Below are 17335 nucleotides of genomic sequence, written 5' to 3'. Positions count from 1 at the left end.
TCCACGCTTCTGAACCCCTCTAAACGTGCCGGATCGGGTCCTCTTTGCCCAAAGGATTACAGATCGTGACGATCTGGATTCCCATAGGGGACGTCTTTACCCATGTGCGCCCTGGCGCGCGCCGCCCCCGAAAGGCTGTCGGGCTCTGCGCCAGAGGCCTCTGGCGGCGGAGAGCAGGCCCAGAAAAAGCCCGCCTGCGCATGGGCGCGCAGGCGGGCTCTGGGATCGCGGCGGAGGGGGAGGGATTCGAACCCCCGGTACCTTGCGGTACGTCGGTTTTCAAGACCGGTGCATTCAGCCAGACTCTGCCACCCCTCCGTGGGGCCCCGGCGGCGGGCGCCAGGAGCCGAAAGGTAGTGCCTCCGGCGCGTCCGGCTGCATGGAGGAATCGGGGAATGCACGCGAGGGGCCTCTGGCGACGCATTCGGCGTCCAGGCGAAGGCGCCAGAGGCTCGCCTCCGGCGGCGCGGCACGACGCAGCGAGGGCGCCCCCACCGGAGTGGAGGCGCCCTCGAAGGACCGCGGCCGCCGTCGCCAGAGGCCGCAGGGGCCGCGCGCTAGCGCACCACCGTCAGCGTCCGCGTCATCTGCGTCCCGCTCGCCGCGAGGCGGAGGACGTAAACGCCCGGGGCCAGTGACGACGCCCGCAGCGTCGCCGTGTGCGCGCCGGCGGCGAGGTCGCCCTCGGCGAGCACGGCGACCCGGCGGCCGAGCGCGTCGTAGAGCACGAGGGAGACGTCGCCAGAGGCCGGCGTCTCGAAGCGGACCTGCGCGTCGGAGCGGAGCGGGTTCGCCACGGTCAGCACCATCGTGCCGTCCGGGGTCTCCTCACTCGCCACGTCGACCGGGGCGGAAAGCGCCGTCGTGCCGTCGGGCTGGACCACGAGGATCCCGACCGGGACGGCAGCCCCTGGCGCCGCGGAGCCCGTCGCGATGAGCAGCGCGCTCTGGCCCGAGAGGCCAGAGAGGTCCGGCTTGAACTGCGCCAGCACGACGTTGGGCTCAGCGGAGGTGACGTCAATGTCCACGATGGCCGGGACCGTGGGCTGGTAGGTCTCGTCCGCGAAGGTGCCGTACGGGACGGCGTTGAACAGGATGGCCTGCTGCGTCACGCCCGTACGCACGTCCACGGCGCCCGTCTCCAGGGCTCCATGGAGGAACCCGACATCTACCGTGCCCGGCGTGGTGGAGAACGGCCGAGCGTTGTCGTACAGGACGATCATCGGGTCATCGTCCGGCGTCCCGTTGTCGCCACCAATCCCGACGACGACCGCGTAGTAGGAGCGCGAGCCGTTGAGAGTGACATCCGTTCCCAAGAAGCTGTCGGCCGAGGACGCGGAGGCCCCTGGCGCAACGTCCAGCTTGGCGGAGGCGCCGGCGCGCAAGAGGACAAACGGAGTCGCCCCCTGGAACGCGAGGTCGTCTACGAGAAGCTCGTCGTCGAGGTACACGTCGACCGTCCCGAGGCTCTGGTCTGGGGAGTTGTGGACGATCTGGACGAGCGCCGCCGAGGCATTGATTTCGCCGGGCGTATCGAAGCCGCCATCGCGGCTAAACGTGCCGATACGCCACGCGCCATCGTCGCGGTTGCGGAAAAGGTGGCCCGGGCGGAAGTCCCCGTCGGGGCCAACGTCTTCAAAGCCCAACTGCGCCGCGTAGGTCGCGTCACCCTCGTCGCCAGAGGCTGCGCCCACCGCGTCGGCGATGGCGGACCACGGCTCGGCGTCGAGCACGCCGTCGTCGTCAGTGTCGAGGTCGTCCCCCTCGGTGCCGGCGACGCCTTCTACGAGGAGGTAGGTCACGGCGTCGGAGTTTTCGAGGTTGAGGTCCACGTCGAAGTCCGGCGTCGCGGACTCGAGTTGGCCGAAGAGGAAGTATCCGTCTTCCGGGATGATCTGTCCGGAGAGGTCGATCACCTCCTCGATCACACCGATGCCGCCCGGGCCGTCTCCGATGACGACGAACGAGTAGCCATCGAGGCTCGTGCCGGGAGGCCCGGACAACTCCACGTACTCATCCACGTCGGCTCCCGGCTGATCCGAGCGGACCTCGTTGAGCGACACCGCTTGGACGAGCTGCCCGCGGATCTCGCCCCCGGCGTTGGCGACGGAATGCACGTTGACGTAGTACAGGCCATCGCGCAGGGCCTGGATCTGGTCGGTGGTGAGAGAGAAGCGGTTCTCAGGCCCGTACCACTGACCTCCGCGGAGATCACGGTCTAGGGAGGGGCTCAAGGGGAAAACGACGGATCCATTGGCGCCGACCGGCGCGCGGTGGATGTGCGAGCCGACCGTGGCGTTGTAGTCGCTTTCCAGCCCGGCGAACTGGCCTCGGAGGATGAGCGTCGAGCCGTCCAAGACGGCGGTGGCGAGGCCGCTGGCGGTGGTCGTGACCGGCGGGACTTCCTGGGCGCCGGTAAGCTCGGCGCGGAACAGGCGCTGGCCTGTGGCCGCGGGCGCGAGGATGGCGACGAGTAGCAGCACGAGAAGGCTGCGAGAGGTGTGGCGAAGGGGCATGTGCGGAGGAGAGATGCGGAAAGGATCTTTCTAACGGGCGAGGCTTGGTCCGGGTCCTCCGCCTCTGGCGCCGGCCGGGTTTGGCCTCTGGCGCCCAACGAGGCGCGCGAGCCACGCCAGAGGCCCCGACGCCGAGCCCACACATGCAAAGAGGGCGCCCCCACCGGAGTGGGGGCGCCCTCGGAGGACCGCGGCCGCCGTCGCCAGAGGCCGCAGGGGCCGCGCGCTAGCGCACCACCGTCAGCGTCCGCGTCATCTGCGTCCCGCTCGCCGCGAGGCGGAGGACGTAGACGCCCGGGGCCAGCGACGACGCCCGCAGCGTCGCCGTGTGCGCGCCGGCGGCGAGGTCGCCCTCGGCGAGCACGGCGACCCGGCGGCCGAGCGCGTCGTAGAGCACGAGGGAGACGTCGCCAGAGACCGGCGTCTCGAAGCGGACCTGCGCGTCGGCGCGGAGCGGGTTCGCCACGGTCAGCACTATCGTGCCGTCCGGAGTCTCCTCGCTCGCGCTCGGGAATCCGCCGCCTCCACCGGTGAGGTTGGAGACGCCAGGCGAGAAGCGAACGGGGTTCTGCGGGTTCGTGGTGTGAGCCGCGAAGTCACCCGTGAGGTCCGGGATGCGCGCGATGGCCTCGTCCTGAACCGAACCGTCGTAGGTCACGGTCGCGATGACGTTGCCGCCAGCGTTGTTCTGGATCGGGGCGTCGGCGAGCGTCACGGTGTCGCCACCGTTGTTCAGGCCGAGACCGCCAGTGTTGCTGGCCGTCTGCACGATCGAGGTGCCGAAGTCACCGGTCGGCGTACCGCCACCGAAGACGACAACAGCCTGACCGGCTTCGAGAACCGTTCCGACCGGGAAGCGGTGACGGATAAACGTCACGTCGTCCGAGCCCAGCGATGCGCCGTCCTCGATCACGAAGTTGCCGAGGTCGACGGAGCTCGTGCCCGCGTTGACGATCTCGACGAACTCGTCCTGGACCCCGTCACGCGTGCCGTCGCCGTTGGCGTCGCCCGCGAGCTCGGAGGCCGGGTCATAGAGGATCTCGTTGATGACCAGCTGCGACGGATCGCCCTGCGCCACAACGTCGCTCATCCGAATGGGGGTGAGCTGGTAGCCGCTGTCACGTGGGTCCTCGTTGTCGAACTGGCCGAGAACGCCACGGAAGATGGCGGCCTCTTGCGGGATGTCGACGCCCGCGATGCGGGTGTCGCTCGCGCTCGGCGTGCGGAGCGCGACGGCACCGCTCTGGTCACCGATCTGGTACGTCGTCGATGCGGCGAACGCGCCCTCGGCGCTGAACATGAGGCCGCGGACTTCAAGCAGCTCGCTTTCGTACTGCTCGCCGTTGGCGGCGATCTCTGCCAGCGTCACGCGCTGGTAGAGCGGCAGCGCGTTGTCCCGCGAGATGACCTCGAAGCTGTCGACCCCGTCGATCTGGAAGAAGCCGTTGAAGCTTCCCGTCATGCCGGTCACGCGGAGCGAGTCGCCAGCGGCGATATCTCCGGCGTCCACGGCCGTGCGGAAGGCGCCCGACGTCTGGAAGATGGCGAGTGCAGCCGTCTCGTCCTGCACGTACGTGATGCGGCCCTGCGAGCGCGTGACCACGCCCACGATGGTGACCTGCTGGTCGTCGCCGCCGGCGCGGACGTCAGCGATGTCCATCGGCTCCGCGTCCATCTCGTTCTCGAAGCCGATCTGGCCGCGGATCTCGCCGCTCGGCGAGGCATCGGAGTGGACGTTGATGTACGCGAGCCCTGCGCGGAGGGAGTCCGCGAAGGTGGTGCTCACCTCGAACATGTTGTTCGCAGCCTCCCACTCGCCGCTGCGCGCCATCGCCATCGGAACGGTGGGGTTGAGCGCGAAGACGACCGGGCCGTTCATGCCTCTGGCGCCGGCGTGGACGTGCGACGCCTGGTAGTCGCCGGTGAGCCCCATGAAGGAGCCGGTTACGGTCACGGTCGTGCCGTCGACCGTCACGGTCGCGGAGCCGCTGGCGCTCGTCTCGAACGGCGGGACCTCCTGGTCGCCGCTGAGCGCGACGGGAAGCGCATCGGCGTTCATGCCGAGCTGGCCGCGGATCTCACCAGAGCCGTTGTCTACGGTGTGGAGGTTGAAGTACACGAGGCCGGCGCGGAGCGAGTCCGCAAACGTCTCGCGGACGTTGAACATGTTCTCCCCGGCGGCGAAGAAGCCGCCCCGGTTGTCCGCGTCGAGCGTCGGCGTGAGGGAGTAGCGGACGGGGCCGTTCTCGCCAGAGGCGCCTCCGTGGAGGTGCGCGCCGACGGCGGCGTTGTAGTCGCTCTCGAGGTAGGCGAAGGCGCCCGTTACGGTCAGCATCGTGCCGTCCAGGACGGCGGTGATGCCGCCCTTGCCCATCGTCTCAACGGCCGGGACCTCGAACTCGCCTCTGGCGAGCGCGGTGAAGGTCTGCGGGCCCATGCTCGGCGTCGTGCTGTACGTGCCGACCGGGAAGGGGACGTTCGTTGTCGCGTTGGTACTACCGCCTTCGAGGCCATCCACGCCGCTGTACGTCCAGTTGGAGACCGTGAAGGTGGCGCCTTCAGGACCGGTACCATCCATGCGGTAGGCCCACCCGTCGAGGTGCTCCCACGGTTGGCCCGTGCCGTCCACGCCGACTTCGCCGAACACGTCCACCACGGCACCGTTGAGGTACAGCTCGACGGCGTCGTCGCCGTTGATGAACAGGGAGCCGGTGTAGTCCGGCTCAAAGCCGAAGAAGTTGTTGAACTGCTCGGTCTCGGTCGCGACGTAGATGTAGTCGCCAGCGGAGGCCGCGTCTGCGCCAAGCATGAACGACGGGGCTCCGCTTGATGCGTTGCCGTTGGCTGCAACAGCTACGCCGTAGACCGAGAGGTCCGGGATGTCGTTGATCGCGTAGAGTTCGAGCACCTTCGGGGTGCCTCCTGAGAGAGGCCCGTCGGCGACGCCGGTGATGACGAGATCGCTTTGAGCGACCGCGCCAGAGGCAGTGAGGAGGAGCGCCAGTGCGAAGCACGAGCGCAAGAGGTATCGGAGGGACATACAGTCAGTAGGGGAAGAGAGAGAACAGGCTACGGGCGAAGCGGGCCTGTGTGCCCGCCGCGCCCCTCACGTTATGAAACCGTCACACGCCGCGCCTCTGGCGTGGCGCCAGAGGCGGTGAACGTCTGACGCATTCTAGCCCAGATGCACTCCGATTTCGAGCAACCCCGCGAGGTGCGGCTCGTTGTGCCCCCTAGCTTTGCCTCCTCTAGGGGAATCCCCCACGCACCCCATGGCCCGCCAGTTCGACGTCCCCGACTTCTACCGCAGCCCCGTGGTGAGCCGTGTCAAAGCGGCCCGCCGGGACGCGGACCCTCGCAAAAAGGACCTCTCGCCGAGCGTGCTGGACTTCGGGCCGCTGCGCGTCAAGCTGGCGCGGCACTTCGGCTTCTGCTTCGGCGTGGAGAACGCCATCGAGATCGCGTACCGGGCGCTGGACGAGAACCCGGAGATGGCCTCTGGCGGGCGGATCTTCCTCCTCTCGGAGATGATCCACAACTCGCACGTCAACGAGGACCTCGTCGCCAGAGGCATCCGCTTTCTCCGCACCACGACCGGCGAGCAACTCATCCCCTATGACGACCTCCGGCCGGGCGACATCGTCATCATCCCGGCCTTTGGCGCGCCGCCGGAGATCGTGGAAGACCTCCGCGCCAGAGGCATCGAGCCCAAGACCTACGACACAACCTGCCCGTTCGTCGTCCGCGTGTGGAAAAAGAGCGCCCACATCGGGGCGAAGGGCTACACCGTGGTGGTGCATGGCAAGCGCAACCACGAGGAGACGCGCGCCACGTTTGGCCACGCGAAGGAGAGCGCGCCGGTTGTGGTCGTGCGCGACATGGAGGAGACGGAGGCGCTCGCGGCGGTGATCGAAGGCCGCGAGGGCGTCGACTTCTTCTGGTCGCGCTTCGAAGGCCGCACGTCGGACGGGTTCGACCCGGCGCGTGACCTAGCCCGGCTCGGGGTGGTCAACCAGACGACGATGCTGGCGACGGAGACGGCCGCCATCGCGGAACGCGTGCGCGAGGCCGTGGTCACGCGCGATGGCGACGCGGGCGCGTTCGCGGACACGAGCGACACGCTCTGCTACGCGACAAAAGAGAACCAGGACGCGACGCTGGCCCTCATCGAAGCCGGCGCCGACCTCGCGCTCGTCGTGGGAGGCTACAACTCGTCCAACACCAGCCACCTGGTGGAGCTGTGCGAGGACGCCGGCCTGCCTACCTACTTCATCTCCGACGCGGACGACATGGTGAGCCCGCGCGAGATCCGCCACTTCGACTGGCGCGTCAAGGAGCCGCGCGTGTCACCCAACTGGCTCCCGCCAGAGGCCTCTGGCGGCGGCCCCCTGGGGGTGATCTTGACCGCCGGCGCCTCGTGCCCGGACGCGCTCCTGGACGAGGTCATCCGGCGGCTGCTCCTGTGGTTCCCCGACGCGCGCTCGGTCGACGAGGCCGTCGAGCCGTTCGCGGAGGAGGCGGCCTAGAGGGCAAGCCTCTGGCGCCAGAGGCTCAGTTGACGAGCGCGGCCCGCGAGGCCACCGCCGGCCCCCTCTGGCCTCTGGCGGGGACGCCGTAGAGGCGGAAGCGGCCCATGCCCCACCACGGCCAGCCCTCGCCAGAGGCGATGCGCGCCAGGCGGCGCGAGACGTCGCCCTGGGTGGCCCAGTAGCCGCGGTCGCGGAGTTCGCGTTTGACGTCGAGCGTGGTGGTGGTGCCGGTGCGCTCGGCGTCGAGAACGGCGGCGGCGCGCACGGCGCGGTCGGTGAGGGAGGTGTAGCGGGTCATGGCTAGAGGGGTAAGGGGATTGAGAGTGGCGCGGGACGTGCGGATGCGGCGTGGGGGAGAGGCGCGTGCGCCTCCCTCCATGCCCTATCCCTCGCGGACTTCCACCAGGTAGCGGGGGCAGGCCTGCGCCTCGCGGTAGACCACGATCTCATCGTGGCGGAGCATCTCGCCCGCGCGGGCGTGGAGCGAGTCGTAGCGGCGCCAGAGGCTGCCTCTGGCGTCGAGGCCGTCGGCGGTGAGGGCGGGGCACCACGCCTCGTGGCGGTCCACGGTGAGCGGGCGGCCCATGTGCACGTCGTAGAGCGCGAGGACGCCGCGGTCGGCGCGCTGGCCGGTCCAGAAGGCGCCGCGGAGCGACGTGTAGCCCAGCGACTTCTGGAACGAGCGCGCGAAGTAGAGCCCGTAGCCGAACATCTTGCCCGTGATCACAGCGCGGTCCGGGTGGAGGCAGAGGCCGGTTTCCAGGATGGAGAGCCAGTTCTCGGACCGCGAGCCGTGCCACAGCAACTCCGTCCGCCTCTGGCGCGCGGCGCCGACGTGGGCGTCGAACCGCTCGCGCAGCCGCGGGTGCACAATCTCGACCGCGCTTTCCAGCCGGTCGGCGTGGTCGCCCATCTTGCTGCGGATGCGGCGGAGCGTTTTCTCGTCGGTGACGGGGCGGAGCTCGAAGCCGAGCGCCTCCATCAACGTCGGGCGCGTGGGCGCTTCGCCGAGCCGCACGCGCTGCGCCATGCGGTCCAGCGCCTCTTGCTCGCTGTTGAGCAGGTCCGGCACGCCAGAGGCCTCCAGGCGCTCGCTCAGCTGGAAGTCGCGCACGTCGCCCATCTTGCGCGGGATGGTGGTGAACAGGTCGATCAGGCGCGCATCGAAGGCGTCGCGGGCCTCTGGCGAGCCGTCGAGCGCGATCGCGCTGAGGGCGTCGAGGTGTGCTTGGGCTTCGGCGACCTGGCGGGCGCTGACGGCGTCGGGCGCGACGAGGTACTGCGCGCGCAGCGCGTCGTCGGCGGCGGCCTGCAAGTGGTCGACAAGCGCGGCGACCTCTGGCGCGTCGATGGCGAAGCCGCGCTCGCCTTCCTCGGCCGCGAGGGCGGTCACGTCGGTGTAGCCCTTCCGCGTCTTCGCGCGGTACGTGGCGTCCCACTTGCTCGTGGGGTAGGTCTTGGCCTGAAGCGCGGCGCCGATGCGGCCGAAGCGCGCCGTGAACGTGCCGTCGCCGTTCTCGGCCATCTCGTAGACCTTGTTGTTGTTGGCGCCGGTCACCATGACGAGGCGGACGGTGGGGCGGCGGTCGGGGGCGGGCGCGGACATGTGAACGGGGTGCTGTACAAGTGAGTGGTGGCAATCTCAGAGGCCGTGGTGACACCCGAATGGCACACCTGCTTCTGGCGCCAGAGGTGTTTTTTCTGCCCGCGATCTGGGGTGCTTGAGCGTGCGCCAGAGGCCTCTGGCGAGGCGCGGGAGCCACCCCTCTGGTTTGCTCCCCTCCGGTCGCAAACCGGTCTCCCCTCACGCGCGAGGGGAGACGGAACGAGGACGGGGGGTCGAGCACGGCATCCCATCCCCCCTTGCTTCGCGAGGGGGGACAGCCGGAGCGAGAGCGACGGCAGGGGGGTGAACATCGGCCGAGCACCGAAGCACTAGCCTCTGGCGCCAGAGGCTGGCGAACCGGAGGGCGGGTGCCGCCGTCTATAGACGGCATCCTCTTTCCAACACACCTCCCAGCATGGACGCCGCTCTCGATTACGCCCGCTCCCACTCCGACCGCTTCGTCGAAGAACTCAAGGCGTGGCTCCGCATCCCGAGCATCTCAACCGACCCCGAGTACGCCCCGCAGACGCGCCAGGCCGCCGAGTGGCTGGCCGACAACCTCCGCCTCATCGGCGTCGAGACCGTCGAGGTGATGGAGACCGGCTCGGCGGACAAGCCCGGCCACCCCATCGTGTACGGCGAGATCCACGTCTCGGACGACGCGCCGACGGTCCTCGTCTACGGCCACTACGACGTGCAGCCGCCGGACCCGCTCGACCTCTGGGACTCACCGCCGTTCGAGCCCGTCGAGGTGGACGGCAACATCGTCGCCAGAGGCTCCGCCGACGACAAGGGGCAGGCGTACATGCACGTCAAGGCGCTGGAGGCGTACCTCCAGAGCGGGCAGGACCTCCCGGTCAACATCAAGCTGATGATCGAGGGCGAGGAGGAGTCCGGCTCGGTCCACCTGCCGGGCTTTATCGAGGCGAACAAAGAGCTTCTGGCGGCCGACGTCGTCCTCGTGAGCGACACGGCGCTGTTCGCCCCCGGCGTGCCCAGCATCGCGTACGGCCTGCGCGGGCTGGCCTACGTCGAGGTGGAACTGACCGGCCCCAAGAAGGACCTCCACTCCGGCGTCTACGGCGGCGGCGTGGAGAACCCCGTCAACGCGCTCGCGCGGATGATCTCGGACCTGCACGACGCCGACCACCACGTCACCGTGGAGGGCTTCTACGACAACGTGCGCGACCTCACGCCAGAGGAGCGCGAGGCGTACAAGGCGCTCCCGTTCGACCTGGAGGCGTGGATGGAGGAGGCCGGCGTCAAGACGACCAAGTCCGAGAAGGGCTACTCCGCGCTCGAAGGCACGAGCGGCCGGCCCACGCTGGATGTCAACGGCATCTGGGGCGGCTACACCGGCAAGGGCGCCAAGACGGTTCTGCCGTCGAAAGCCACAGCCAAGATCTCCTGCCGCCTCGTCCCAGATCAGACGCCCGGCGAGATCACGGACAAGCTCCGCGCCCACTTCGAGAAGCACGTCCCGGACACGATGACGCTGGACTTCCGCGACCTCCACGGCGGCCACGGCTCCATCGTGGACACCACGGCGCCCGCGATGCAGGCGGCCTCGGTCGCGCTTGAAGGCGTCTTTGGCCAGAAGCCGCACTTCACGCGCGAGGGCGGCTCCATCCCCGTCGTGGCCGACTTCAAGAAGATCCTCGGCCTGGACACCGTCCTCATGGGCTTCGGCCTGGACTCGGACTCCATCCACTCGCCGAATGAGAAGTTCGGCATCGACCGCTTCCACCAGGGCATTGAGGCCAGCATCCGCTTTATGGACGCCTACGCGAAGCAGGAGGCCGCCTAGCCTCTGGCGATAGACTTCTTCGACGGGCCTCTGGCGCCAGAGGCGCAGGCGTTGGGTCTACCCGGGTCGCCCCTGGCATCGTGCCGGGGGCGACCCTTTGGTTCTGAGCCGTTCGCTCGCCGCCAGAGGCCTCTGGCGAGGCTGAGGAGCGAGCACTGGCAGGCAGCGTTGGGCGGGGATGTGCCCGACACGCAAGCCGTCACACTCCTCCCCGTCGTCATTCCCGCGAAGGCGGGAATCCAGAGTGGCGACTGAGCAGCCTTTAGTGGGCACAGACCCTCTAACCCAAACCGGTGTCATCGCGAGCGAAGCGCGGCGATCTCGCGCAGCCGAGCACGGAGTCACGAGGACACCACCCTGGCTTGCGGCAAGAGGCTTCTGGCGATGCAGGGAAAGGCGGAGGCGAAGCCATCTCCTGTATGCGTCCAGGCCCGAGGGGGCGGGGTGCGAGGCGTTCCCAGTACCCTGGATTCCCGCCTGCGCGGGAATGACGTAGGGAGGTGCAGGGGTGGGGACGGGGGACGGGAGCCTCTGGCGGTGCTGTCGGAGCCGCTCCGGCGCCAGAGGCCTCTGGCGTTACACCCTGGTTAAGCCGCCGGGGCACCGGAGCCGGGGGCGCGCCAGAGGCGCACGGCAGGTTCACCCGGAACGGGCGCGGCCTTCCGAACCGGCGGGCGGGCGCGTCGTTTGCGCGGCCGACTCCTCCGCATCCCGTGCCCAAGCCGCCCGCTCGTCCGTCCGAAGCCATCCTCCAGGGGCCGATTGCCCCGGCGCTGCTCAAGCTGGCCGGGCCGGTCGTGCTCGCCAACGTGTTCCAGACGGTCTACCAACTGACCGACACGTTCTGGGTGGGGCGTCTGGGCGCCGACGCCGTCGCAGCGGTCTCGTTCAGCTTTCCGGTCATCTTCCTGTTTATCGCCATCGGCGGCGGGATCACCATCGCCGGGACGATCCTCGTGGCGCAGGCGGAGGGCCGCAGCGATACGCGGCAGGTGGACTACATCGCGGGGCAGACGTACGCCATCGTGACGCTGCTCTCGCTCGTGCTCGCCGCCAGCGGCTATGTGCTCGCGGAGCCTCTCTTGCGGCTGATGGGTGCCGCGCCAGAGGTGCTGGGACTCGCGACGGAGTACCTCCAGCTGAGCTACCTCGGGCTTCCGTTCGTGTTCGGCTACTTCGTGTTCCAGGCGCTCCTGCGCGGCGTGGGCGATGTCAAAACGCCGCTCTACGTGGTGGGCGTGACCGTGCTGCTCAACTTCGTGCTAGACCCGCTGTTCATCCTCGGCTGGGGGCCGGTCCCGGCGCTCGGCGTGGCGGGCGCCGCCGCGGCCACCATCGGCACGCAGGGGCTGGCGGCGGCGATCGGGCTGTGGCTCCTGCTCAGCGGGCGGCGGCCGATTCGCGTCCGGCTGAGCGACATCCGGCCCGACCTCGCGCTCGCGCGCCGGATCGTGGGGCTGGGCTTCCCGGCCTCTGTCGACCAGGGGATGCGCGCGGTCGGCCTCGGCGTGCTCGTGACGCTCATCGCGGGGTTCGGCAGCGAGGCCGTGGCGGTGTACGGCGTGGGCACGCGGATCTTCTCGTTCGTCCTCATCCCGGCGCTCGGGCTCGGCATCGCGACCTCGACGGTCGTGGGGCAGAACATCGGCGCGGGGCAGCGGCAGCGCGCCCGCGAGACGACGACGGTCGGCTCGTGGATCGCGCTCGGCACGATGACGGCGGCGGGGCTTCTGGCGTTTGTCTTCGCCCGCCCGATCGTGGCGGCGTTCGTGCCGGGCGAGCCGGCGGTGATCGAGCAGGGCGCGCAGTTTCTCCGCATCATGGCGCCGGGCTGGGGGCTCATCGGCGCGCAGGTGGTGATCGGCGGCGGCTTTAGCGGCGCGGGCCGCACGTACGTCTCCATGGCGATCTCGATCGCGAGCCTGTGGATGCTCCGCTTCCCCATCGCGTGGTTCCTCTCGACGCGGACGGCGCTCGGCCTGGAGGGCGTGTGGTGGGCGTTCCCCATCTCCTACGTTGGCGGCGCGCTCGTGGCCGTGGTGTGGTTTATGCGCGTGCTGCGCCAGCCCGTCGAGGACGACGACGCCATCGAAGAGCAGGCCGTGACCGAGTCCACGACCGCCCGGCCGTTCGGCCGCTGACCCGCGCCTGCCTCTGGCGCCGCCGCGCGGTGCGGCGGTACCTAGAGCCCTCTCCCTAGAGCGTCCGCCAGAGGCCCCACGCGATTGACACGTTTCGCCCTTCTGCTCCTCCTCGCCGCGCTCGGCTGCGCCCCTGGCGACCCGGATGCGCCCCCGAACGACCCCGCGCCAGAGGTCGCGGACGCGCTCGCGTCCGACCTGCAAACCCGGCTGGCATCGGCCGGGCTGAAGGCGGTGACGCTGGACGTGGCCTCTGGCGAGGGCCTGGAGGCGTACGCCCTCGCGAATGTGAGCCCGTCCGAGGGCGCCTATCTCGTGCAGTGGGCCGATCTGGGGCAGGTCGAGTTGGAGCAGGTGCTAAGCGCGATGGTCCCGGCGCCAGAGGCCGAGGGCTTTTTCTATCCGGCGGCGCCCAGCCCGGCGTTCGGCATGATGCGCGCCGACAGCGTCGTGGCCGTCGCCAGAGGCGGTACGGGTGAGCTCTTGGCAGTGATGAACGGCGCGTTTCTGGAAACCCCGATGCAGCCGAGCACGCGCCTCGCGTTCCCCGTCGCCTCTGGCGGCGAGATCGTGACGGGCGGGAGCAGCCCGAACGGTCCCGGCCGCCCCGGCGCCAGAGGCCGGCGGTGGGACCAGCCGCTGCGAGCCCTCGCGATGGGCACGCGCGAGGTGCGGATCGCCGACGTGGACCCGGCCTCTGGCGCCCCGCTGGGAGCCGATGCCTTTGCCGACGCCTTCGCGAGCTACGCGCCCGAGGCGCACCCCACGCGACGCGCGACGCGCTTCCACGTGTTCGGCGCGCTCGACCGCGACGGCGACGGGACCACCGAGACGCTTGTCGCCGTCACCAACGACGGCACGACAAGCATCGAGCAGACCGGCGCCGTCCTGGACGCGCTCGGCGTCGCGCCAGAGGCACGCATCGCGCCCGATGGCGGCGCGTCGGTCTTCGTCTGGAACCGATCCTCCGGCGCGCTCCACCGCCCCACCGGCGACCAGCCGCTCCCGCACTTTCTCACCCTCCGGCTCCGCTGAGCCGCCCGGCCTCTGGCGCCAGAGGCGCCCCGATCCTATGTCCGACACCTCCTTTCGCGACCTCGCCTTTTCCGACCTCGACCTCGAACTCGCGGGCACGCGCCGGCTCCTGGAAGCCGCGCCCCAGGCGCACTTCGGCTGGCGCCCGCACGAGAAGAGCTGGACGCTGGGCCAACTCACGGCCCACATCGCCAACCTGTTCTGGTGGGGCACGATGACGCTCACGCAGGACGAGTTCGACATGGGCGCGCCGATGCCGCCCAACGATCCGCCCGAAAGCACCGAGGCGCTTCTGGCGACGTTCGACCGCAACGTCGCCGCGTTCCGCGCCACGCTGGAGCAGCAGACCGACGCCGACCTCGACAAGCCGTGGACCCTGCGCAGCGGCAAACACCACATCTCGACGGACCCGACGCACATGGTCCTACGGCGCTTCACGCTGAGCCACATCGCGCACCACCGGGGCCAGCTGAGCGTCTACCTCCGCCTTCTGGACGTGCCCGTTCCTGGCGTCTACGGACCGTCCGGCGACGACCGCCGCGGCGCGAGGAGCGAGTAGAAAAGAGCCTCTGGCGCCAGAGGCTCGTCGTGGGCGACACAACGCCGGCCAACGCGCGTTTAGGGGCGCCGCCCATCCCTCGCTATGGCCTACCGACGCGCCAGCGGCTGCCTTTCGTTCGTCTTCGTCGCCGCGCTGCTCGCTCTCGGTGCCGCTTCGCTCGTCCCGCAACTCGGCGCCGCGTTCCGCCAGCCGCTCTACGCCGCGCGCCTCGCCGCGATGGAGCCTCTGACGAGCACGCCGGTCCCCGTCGCGGGCGTCTCGCCAGAGGCGCTTACCGACACGTGGGGCGCGGCACGCTCCGGCGGGCGCCAGCACGAGGGCATCGACATCTTCGCCGCCAGAGGCACGCCCGTCGTGAGCGCGACCGAGGGCATCGTGGCCGAGGTGGGCACCAACAACCTGGGCGGCAACGTGGTCTGGGTGCAGGGGCCGGGCCGCGAGGCGCACTACTACGCACACCTCGAGACGCAGCAGCCGGGGCTCGCCTCTGGCGACCGAATCGCCCCGGGCGACACGCTGGGCTTTGTCGGCACGAGCGGTAACGCGGCCGGCACGCCGCCGCACCTCCACTACGGGATCTACAGCGCCGGGGGCGCCACGAACCCGTACCCGAGGCTCGTGGAGCCGGAGGGCGGCACGCCAGAGGCCGAGTAGCGCCCGGGCCTCTGGCGCCGCACACGCACCGCGCCAGGGGTCCGTCTTCCATTGCGCGGCACCGGCCCGGCCCGTAACGTGCAGGCCGCACTGTCCCCTGCCGGCCCATGAGCGACGCCTCAACGACCCACGCCCCCACGCCCGACCCCGCACGCGCCTCCCGCCCCTCGGAGGAGCCGCACGCCGAGGGCAACCTGGAGAAGATCCGCGACCTGCTGTTCGGCCGCGAGATGAGCACCATCGAGACACGCTTCCTGCGCCTCGAAGCCCGCATGGAGGCTCAGGCCGCCGACCTCCGCGCCGACATCTCCGCGCGCATGGACGCCTTGGAAGCGCACGTCCGCTCCGAGCTTTCCAGCCTGTCCGCGACCATCACCCAGGAGCGCCGCGAGCGCATCGACGCGCTGGACCGCGCGACGGCCGACGCCTCTGGCGGTCGCGCCACGCTCGCGCGGATGATTCGCGAGCAGAAAGAGGAGCACGACCTCACCGCGCAGGCCGTCCGCCAGCAGATCCTGGACGAGGCCGCGACGGCGCAGAACGCGCTCCGCACGACGACCGACGAGATCCGCCGCACGATGGCGCACCACGCCGGCCTGCTCCAGACCCGCAAGGCCGACCGCGCCTCGCTCGCGGCCATCTTCTCCGAAGCCGCCTCACGTCTCGAAGACGGCACCTAGCCTCTCGTGCGCATCCGCCTCTGGCGCCCGATGCCCTCCGACCCGCGCCCTGACCCGCCTCCGTTCGCGCCGCTCGCCGCCGGCGGCGCGGACGCGCCCTCCGGCGACGGCTCGCCGCCAGAAGCCTCCGCCGAGGAAACGCTCCGCCGCCTCCTCCTCGGAGACGACCATGACGCCGCGCTGGACCGCGTCGTCCGCAACGAACTCCCGCCGCCGGAGATGGACCCGCGCGCGGTGGCGCGCGTCCTGCCCGAGGCCGTCCTCTGGCGCGAGACCGAAGACCACGCCCTCGGCGACGCGCTCGCCGGCCCCATCGAGCGCGGGCTGAAGGCGAGCGTGGAGCGCAACCCGCAGCCGGTCGTGGACGCCATCTTTCCCATTATCGGCCCGGCCATCCGGCGGTCCATCCAGCACGCGATGGCGCAGTCGCTGGAGTCCGTCAACCAGTCTGTCAACTACGGGCTCTCGTGGCGCGGCTTGAAGTGGCGCATGGAGGCGCGCCGCAGTGGGCTCTCCTTTGGCGAGGTGGTCTTGCGCCACACGCTGCAGTACCGCGTGGAAGAGGTGCTCCTCGTCCACCGCGAGACCGGGTTGCTCCTCAAGCACGTCGTGGCCTCTGGCGTGCCCGGCGCGGGCGAGGACGGCGACCTGGTAAGCGCGATGCTGACCGCCGTGCGGCAGTTCGTCGGCGACTCGTTCAGCGTGGACGAGGGCGACGCACTGGACACCATCGAGGTCGGCGATCTCAACGTGTGGATCGAGCCCGGGCCGCGCGCCATCCTCGCCGCCGTGATCCGCGGCCATCCGCCAGAGGCCTACCGCCAGCGGCTCAAAGCCGCCTGCGAGTCCATCCACTCGCGCCTGGGCGACGCGCTGACGACCTTTACCGGCGAGACCGCCCCGTTCGACGCCGCCGGCTCCGTCCTCGAAGACCTCCTCGACGCCGAGTACGCCGAGACGCCCGCCAGAGGCCTCTCGCCCAAGCTCCTCGTGCTTCTCCTGCTGGCGCTTGGCCTCGCCGCGTGGGGCGGCTACCGCTGGTGGGACGCCCGCTCCCGCGAGTCCGCCTACGTCGAAGCGCTCGACGCCACGCCCGGCCTGGACGTGCTCCGCACCGACCGCGAGGGCGGCCGCTTGGTCGTCGTCGGCGCGCGCGATCCTCTGGCGCCCGACCCCGCCACGCTTCTCGCGCCCGCCGGCCTGGACGCCGACGACGTGGACGCCCGCTGGGTGACCGCCTTCTCCACAGACACGAGCGTCGTGGCCCGCCGCGCCGCCGAGGCCTTTGGCACGCCGCCCGGCGTGCGCCTGCGCGCCGGCGCCGACGGCACGGTCCGGGCCTCTGGCGCGCGCGAGGACACGAGTTGGGTGGCGCGCGCAAGAGAGATCCTGCCCCTCGTGCCCGGCGTTCGGCGCCTGGACGTTTCCGGCCTGCGGGACGACATCGACGCTGCCCGCTCGGGGGTGGAGACCTTCTCGTTGCAGTTCGACGAGAGCGGAGCCGTGCCGCCCGACGCCGCCCTGGCCGATGCCCGGACCCGCATCGCGCGGCTCGACGCCGCCGCGGGCGAGCGCCGCCAGAGGCTGACCCTGGAGGTCACCGGCCATACGGACGACCTCGGCACGCCCGACGCCAACGCCGCGCTGGGCCTCGCGCGGGCCCGCGCCGTCGCCGCCGCGCTGGAAAGCGAGGTGGAGAACCTCGACGTGCGTACCCTGAGCCGTGGCGCGCAGGACGCCCTTGCCAACGGGCCGCACCCGCCCAGCCGCCGCGTCACCTTCCGCGTTCTCCGCTAACTCCGCGC

At 70.4% G+C, this 17335-nt stretch carries 12 protein-coding genes and 1 tRNA gene; 8 read left to right on the top strand and 5 right to left on the bottom strand.

Annotation, left to right across the window (positions count from 1 at the left end; all coding sequences use genetic code 11):
- Positions 1-231: 231 nt before the first annotated feature.
- The 3 genes from BSZ36_RS13210 to BSZ36_RS13200 form a co-directional block, all read right to left on the bottom strand.
- Positions 232-318: transfer RNA gene (locus BSZ36_RS13210), tRNA-Ser, on the bottom strand.
- 239 nt (positions 319-557) lie between these two features.
- A complete protein-coding gene (locus tag BSZ36_RS13205; RefSeq protein ID WP_094549723.1) occupies positions 558-2516 on the bottom strand; it encodes a CHRD domain-containing protein in 1959 nt (652 codons plus the stop codon).
- 226 nt (positions 2517-2742) lie between these two features.
- Positions 2743-5556, bottom strand: coding sequence for a CHRD domain-containing protein (locus BSZ36_RS13200; protein ID WP_094549721.1), 2814 nt, complete (start codon positions 5554-5556; stop codon positions 2743-2745).
- A 232-nt stretch (positions 5557-5788) separates the two neighbouring features.
- Between BSZ36_RS13200 and BSZ36_RS13195 the strand changes: the two genes are divergently transcribed.
- Complete coding sequence (locus BSZ36_RS13195) at positions 5789-7042, top strand: 4-hydroxy-3-methylbut-2-enyl diphosphate reductase (protein WP_094549719.1); 1254 nt, start codon at positions 5789-5791, stop codon at positions 7040-7042.
- A gap of 25 nt (positions 7043-7067) precedes the next feature.
- Here the strand turns inward: BSZ36_RS13195 and BSZ36_RS13190 are convergent, their stop codons facing one another.
- Both BSZ36_RS13190 and BSZ36_RS13185 read right to left on the bottom strand, forming a co-directional pair.
- Entirely contained in the window at positions 7068-7343 is a 276-nt protein-coding gene (locus BSZ36_RS13190) for a hypothetical protein (protein ID WP_094549717.1), read from the bottom strand.
- 84 nt (positions 7344-7427) lie between these two features.
- A complete protein-coding gene (locus BSZ36_RS13185) occupies positions 7428-8651 on the bottom strand; it encodes a hypothetical protein (protein ID WP_094549715.1) in 1224 nt (407 codons plus the stop codon).
- A gap of 415 nt (positions 8652-9066) precedes the next feature.
- Between BSZ36_RS13185 and BSZ36_RS13180 the strand changes: the two genes are divergently transcribed.
- From BSZ36_RS13180 to BSZ36_RS13155, 7 genes are all read left to right on the top strand, one after another.
- Positions 9067-10458 (top strand): dipeptidase, encoded by a 1392-nt coding sequence (locus BSZ36_RS13180; protein WP_094549713.1) that lies wholly within the window; start codon positions 9067-9069, stop codon positions 10456-10458.
- Between the two features lie 713 nt (positions 10459-11171).
- Positions 11172-12599: an MATE family efflux transporter gene (locus BSZ36_RS13175; RefSeq protein ID WP_218827665.1), complete on the top strand. Its 1428-nt coding sequence runs from the start codon at positions 11172-11174 to the stop codon at positions 12597-12599.
- Positions 12600-12683: 84 nt separating this feature from the next.
- The gene (locus BSZ36_RS19500; protein ID WP_179271187.1) at positions 12684-13634 is read left to right on the top strand and encodes a hypothetical protein; all 951 of its coding nucleotides are present in this window, start codon (positions 12684-12686) and stop codon (positions 13632-13634) included.
- 37 nt (positions 13635-13671) lie between these two features.
- Positions 13672-14193, top strand: coding sequence for a DinB family protein (locus BSZ36_RS19495; protein WP_179271186.1), 522 nt, complete (start codon positions 13672-13674; stop codon positions 14191-14193).
- An 84-nt stretch (positions 14194-14277) separates the two neighbouring features.
- Positions 14278-14850 carry a M23 family metallopeptidase gene (locus BSZ36_RS13165; RefSeq protein WP_094549709.1) on the top strand — a complete coding sequence of 191 codons (573 nt, stop codon included), beginning with the start codon at positions 14278-14280 and terminating at the stop codon, positions 14848-14850.
- A 107-nt stretch (positions 14851-14957) separates the two neighbouring features.
- The gene (locus BSZ36_RS13160; RefSeq protein ID WP_094549707.1) at positions 14958-15530 is read left to right on the top strand and encodes a hypothetical protein; all 573 of its coding nucleotides are present in this window, start codon (positions 14958-14960) and stop codon (positions 15528-15530) included.
- 30 nt (positions 15531-15560) lie between these two features.
- A complete protein-coding gene (locus tag BSZ36_RS13155; RefSeq protein ID WP_094549705.1) occupies positions 15561-17327 on the top strand; it encodes an OmpA family protein in 1767 nt (588 codons plus the stop codon).
- The last annotated feature ends 8 nt before the right edge of the window (positions 17328-17335 follow it).

It is taken from the genome of Rubricoccus marinus, from assembly GCF_002257665.1.
Taxonomy (GTDB): Bacteria; Bacteroidota; Rhodothermia; order Rhodothermales; family Rubricoccaceae; genus Rubricoccus; species Rubricoccus marinus.
This window is presented reverse-complemented; position numbering and strand designations above follow the sequence as displayed.

Coding starts and splice junctions, on each gene's coding strand:
- BSZ36_RS13205 (WP_094549723.1), bottom strand. CDS start 2,516: ATGCCCCTTCGCCACACCTCTCGCAGCCTTCTCGTGCTGCTACTCGTC.
- BSZ36_RS13200 (WP_094549721.1), bottom strand. CDS start 5,556: ATGTCCCTCCGATACCTCTTGCGCTCGTGCTTCGCACTGGCGCTCCTC.
- BSZ36_RS13195 (WP_094549719.1), top strand. CDS start 5,789: ATGGCCCGCCAGTTCGACGTCCCCGACTTCTACCGCAGCCCCGTGGTG.
- BSZ36_RS13190 (WP_094549717.1), bottom strand. CDS start 7,343: ATGACCCGCTACACCTCCCTCACCGACCGCGCCGTGCGCGCCGCCGCC.
- BSZ36_RS13185 (WP_094549715.1), bottom strand. CDS start 8,651: ATGTCCGCGCCCGCCCCCGACCGCCGCCCCACCGTCCGCCTCGTCATG.
- BSZ36_RS13180 (WP_094549713.1), top strand. CDS start 9,067: ATGGACGCCGCTCTCGATTACGCCCGCTCCCACTCCGACCGCTTCGTC.
- BSZ36_RS19495 (WP_179271186.1), top strand. CDS start 13,672: ATGTCCGACACCTCCTTTCGCGACCTCGCCTTTTCCGACCTCGACCTC.
- BSZ36_RS13165 (WP_094549709.1), top strand. CDS start 14,278: ATGGCCTACCGACGCGCCAGCGGCTGCCTTTCGTTCGTCTTCGTCGCC.
- BSZ36_RS13160 (WP_094549707.1), top strand. CDS start 14,958: ATGAGCGACGCCTCAACGACCCACGCCCCCACGCCCGACCCCGCACGC.
- BSZ36_RS13155 (WP_094549705.1), top strand. CDS start 15,561: ATGCCCTCCGACCCGCGCCCTGACCCGCCTCCGTTCGCGCCGCTCGCC.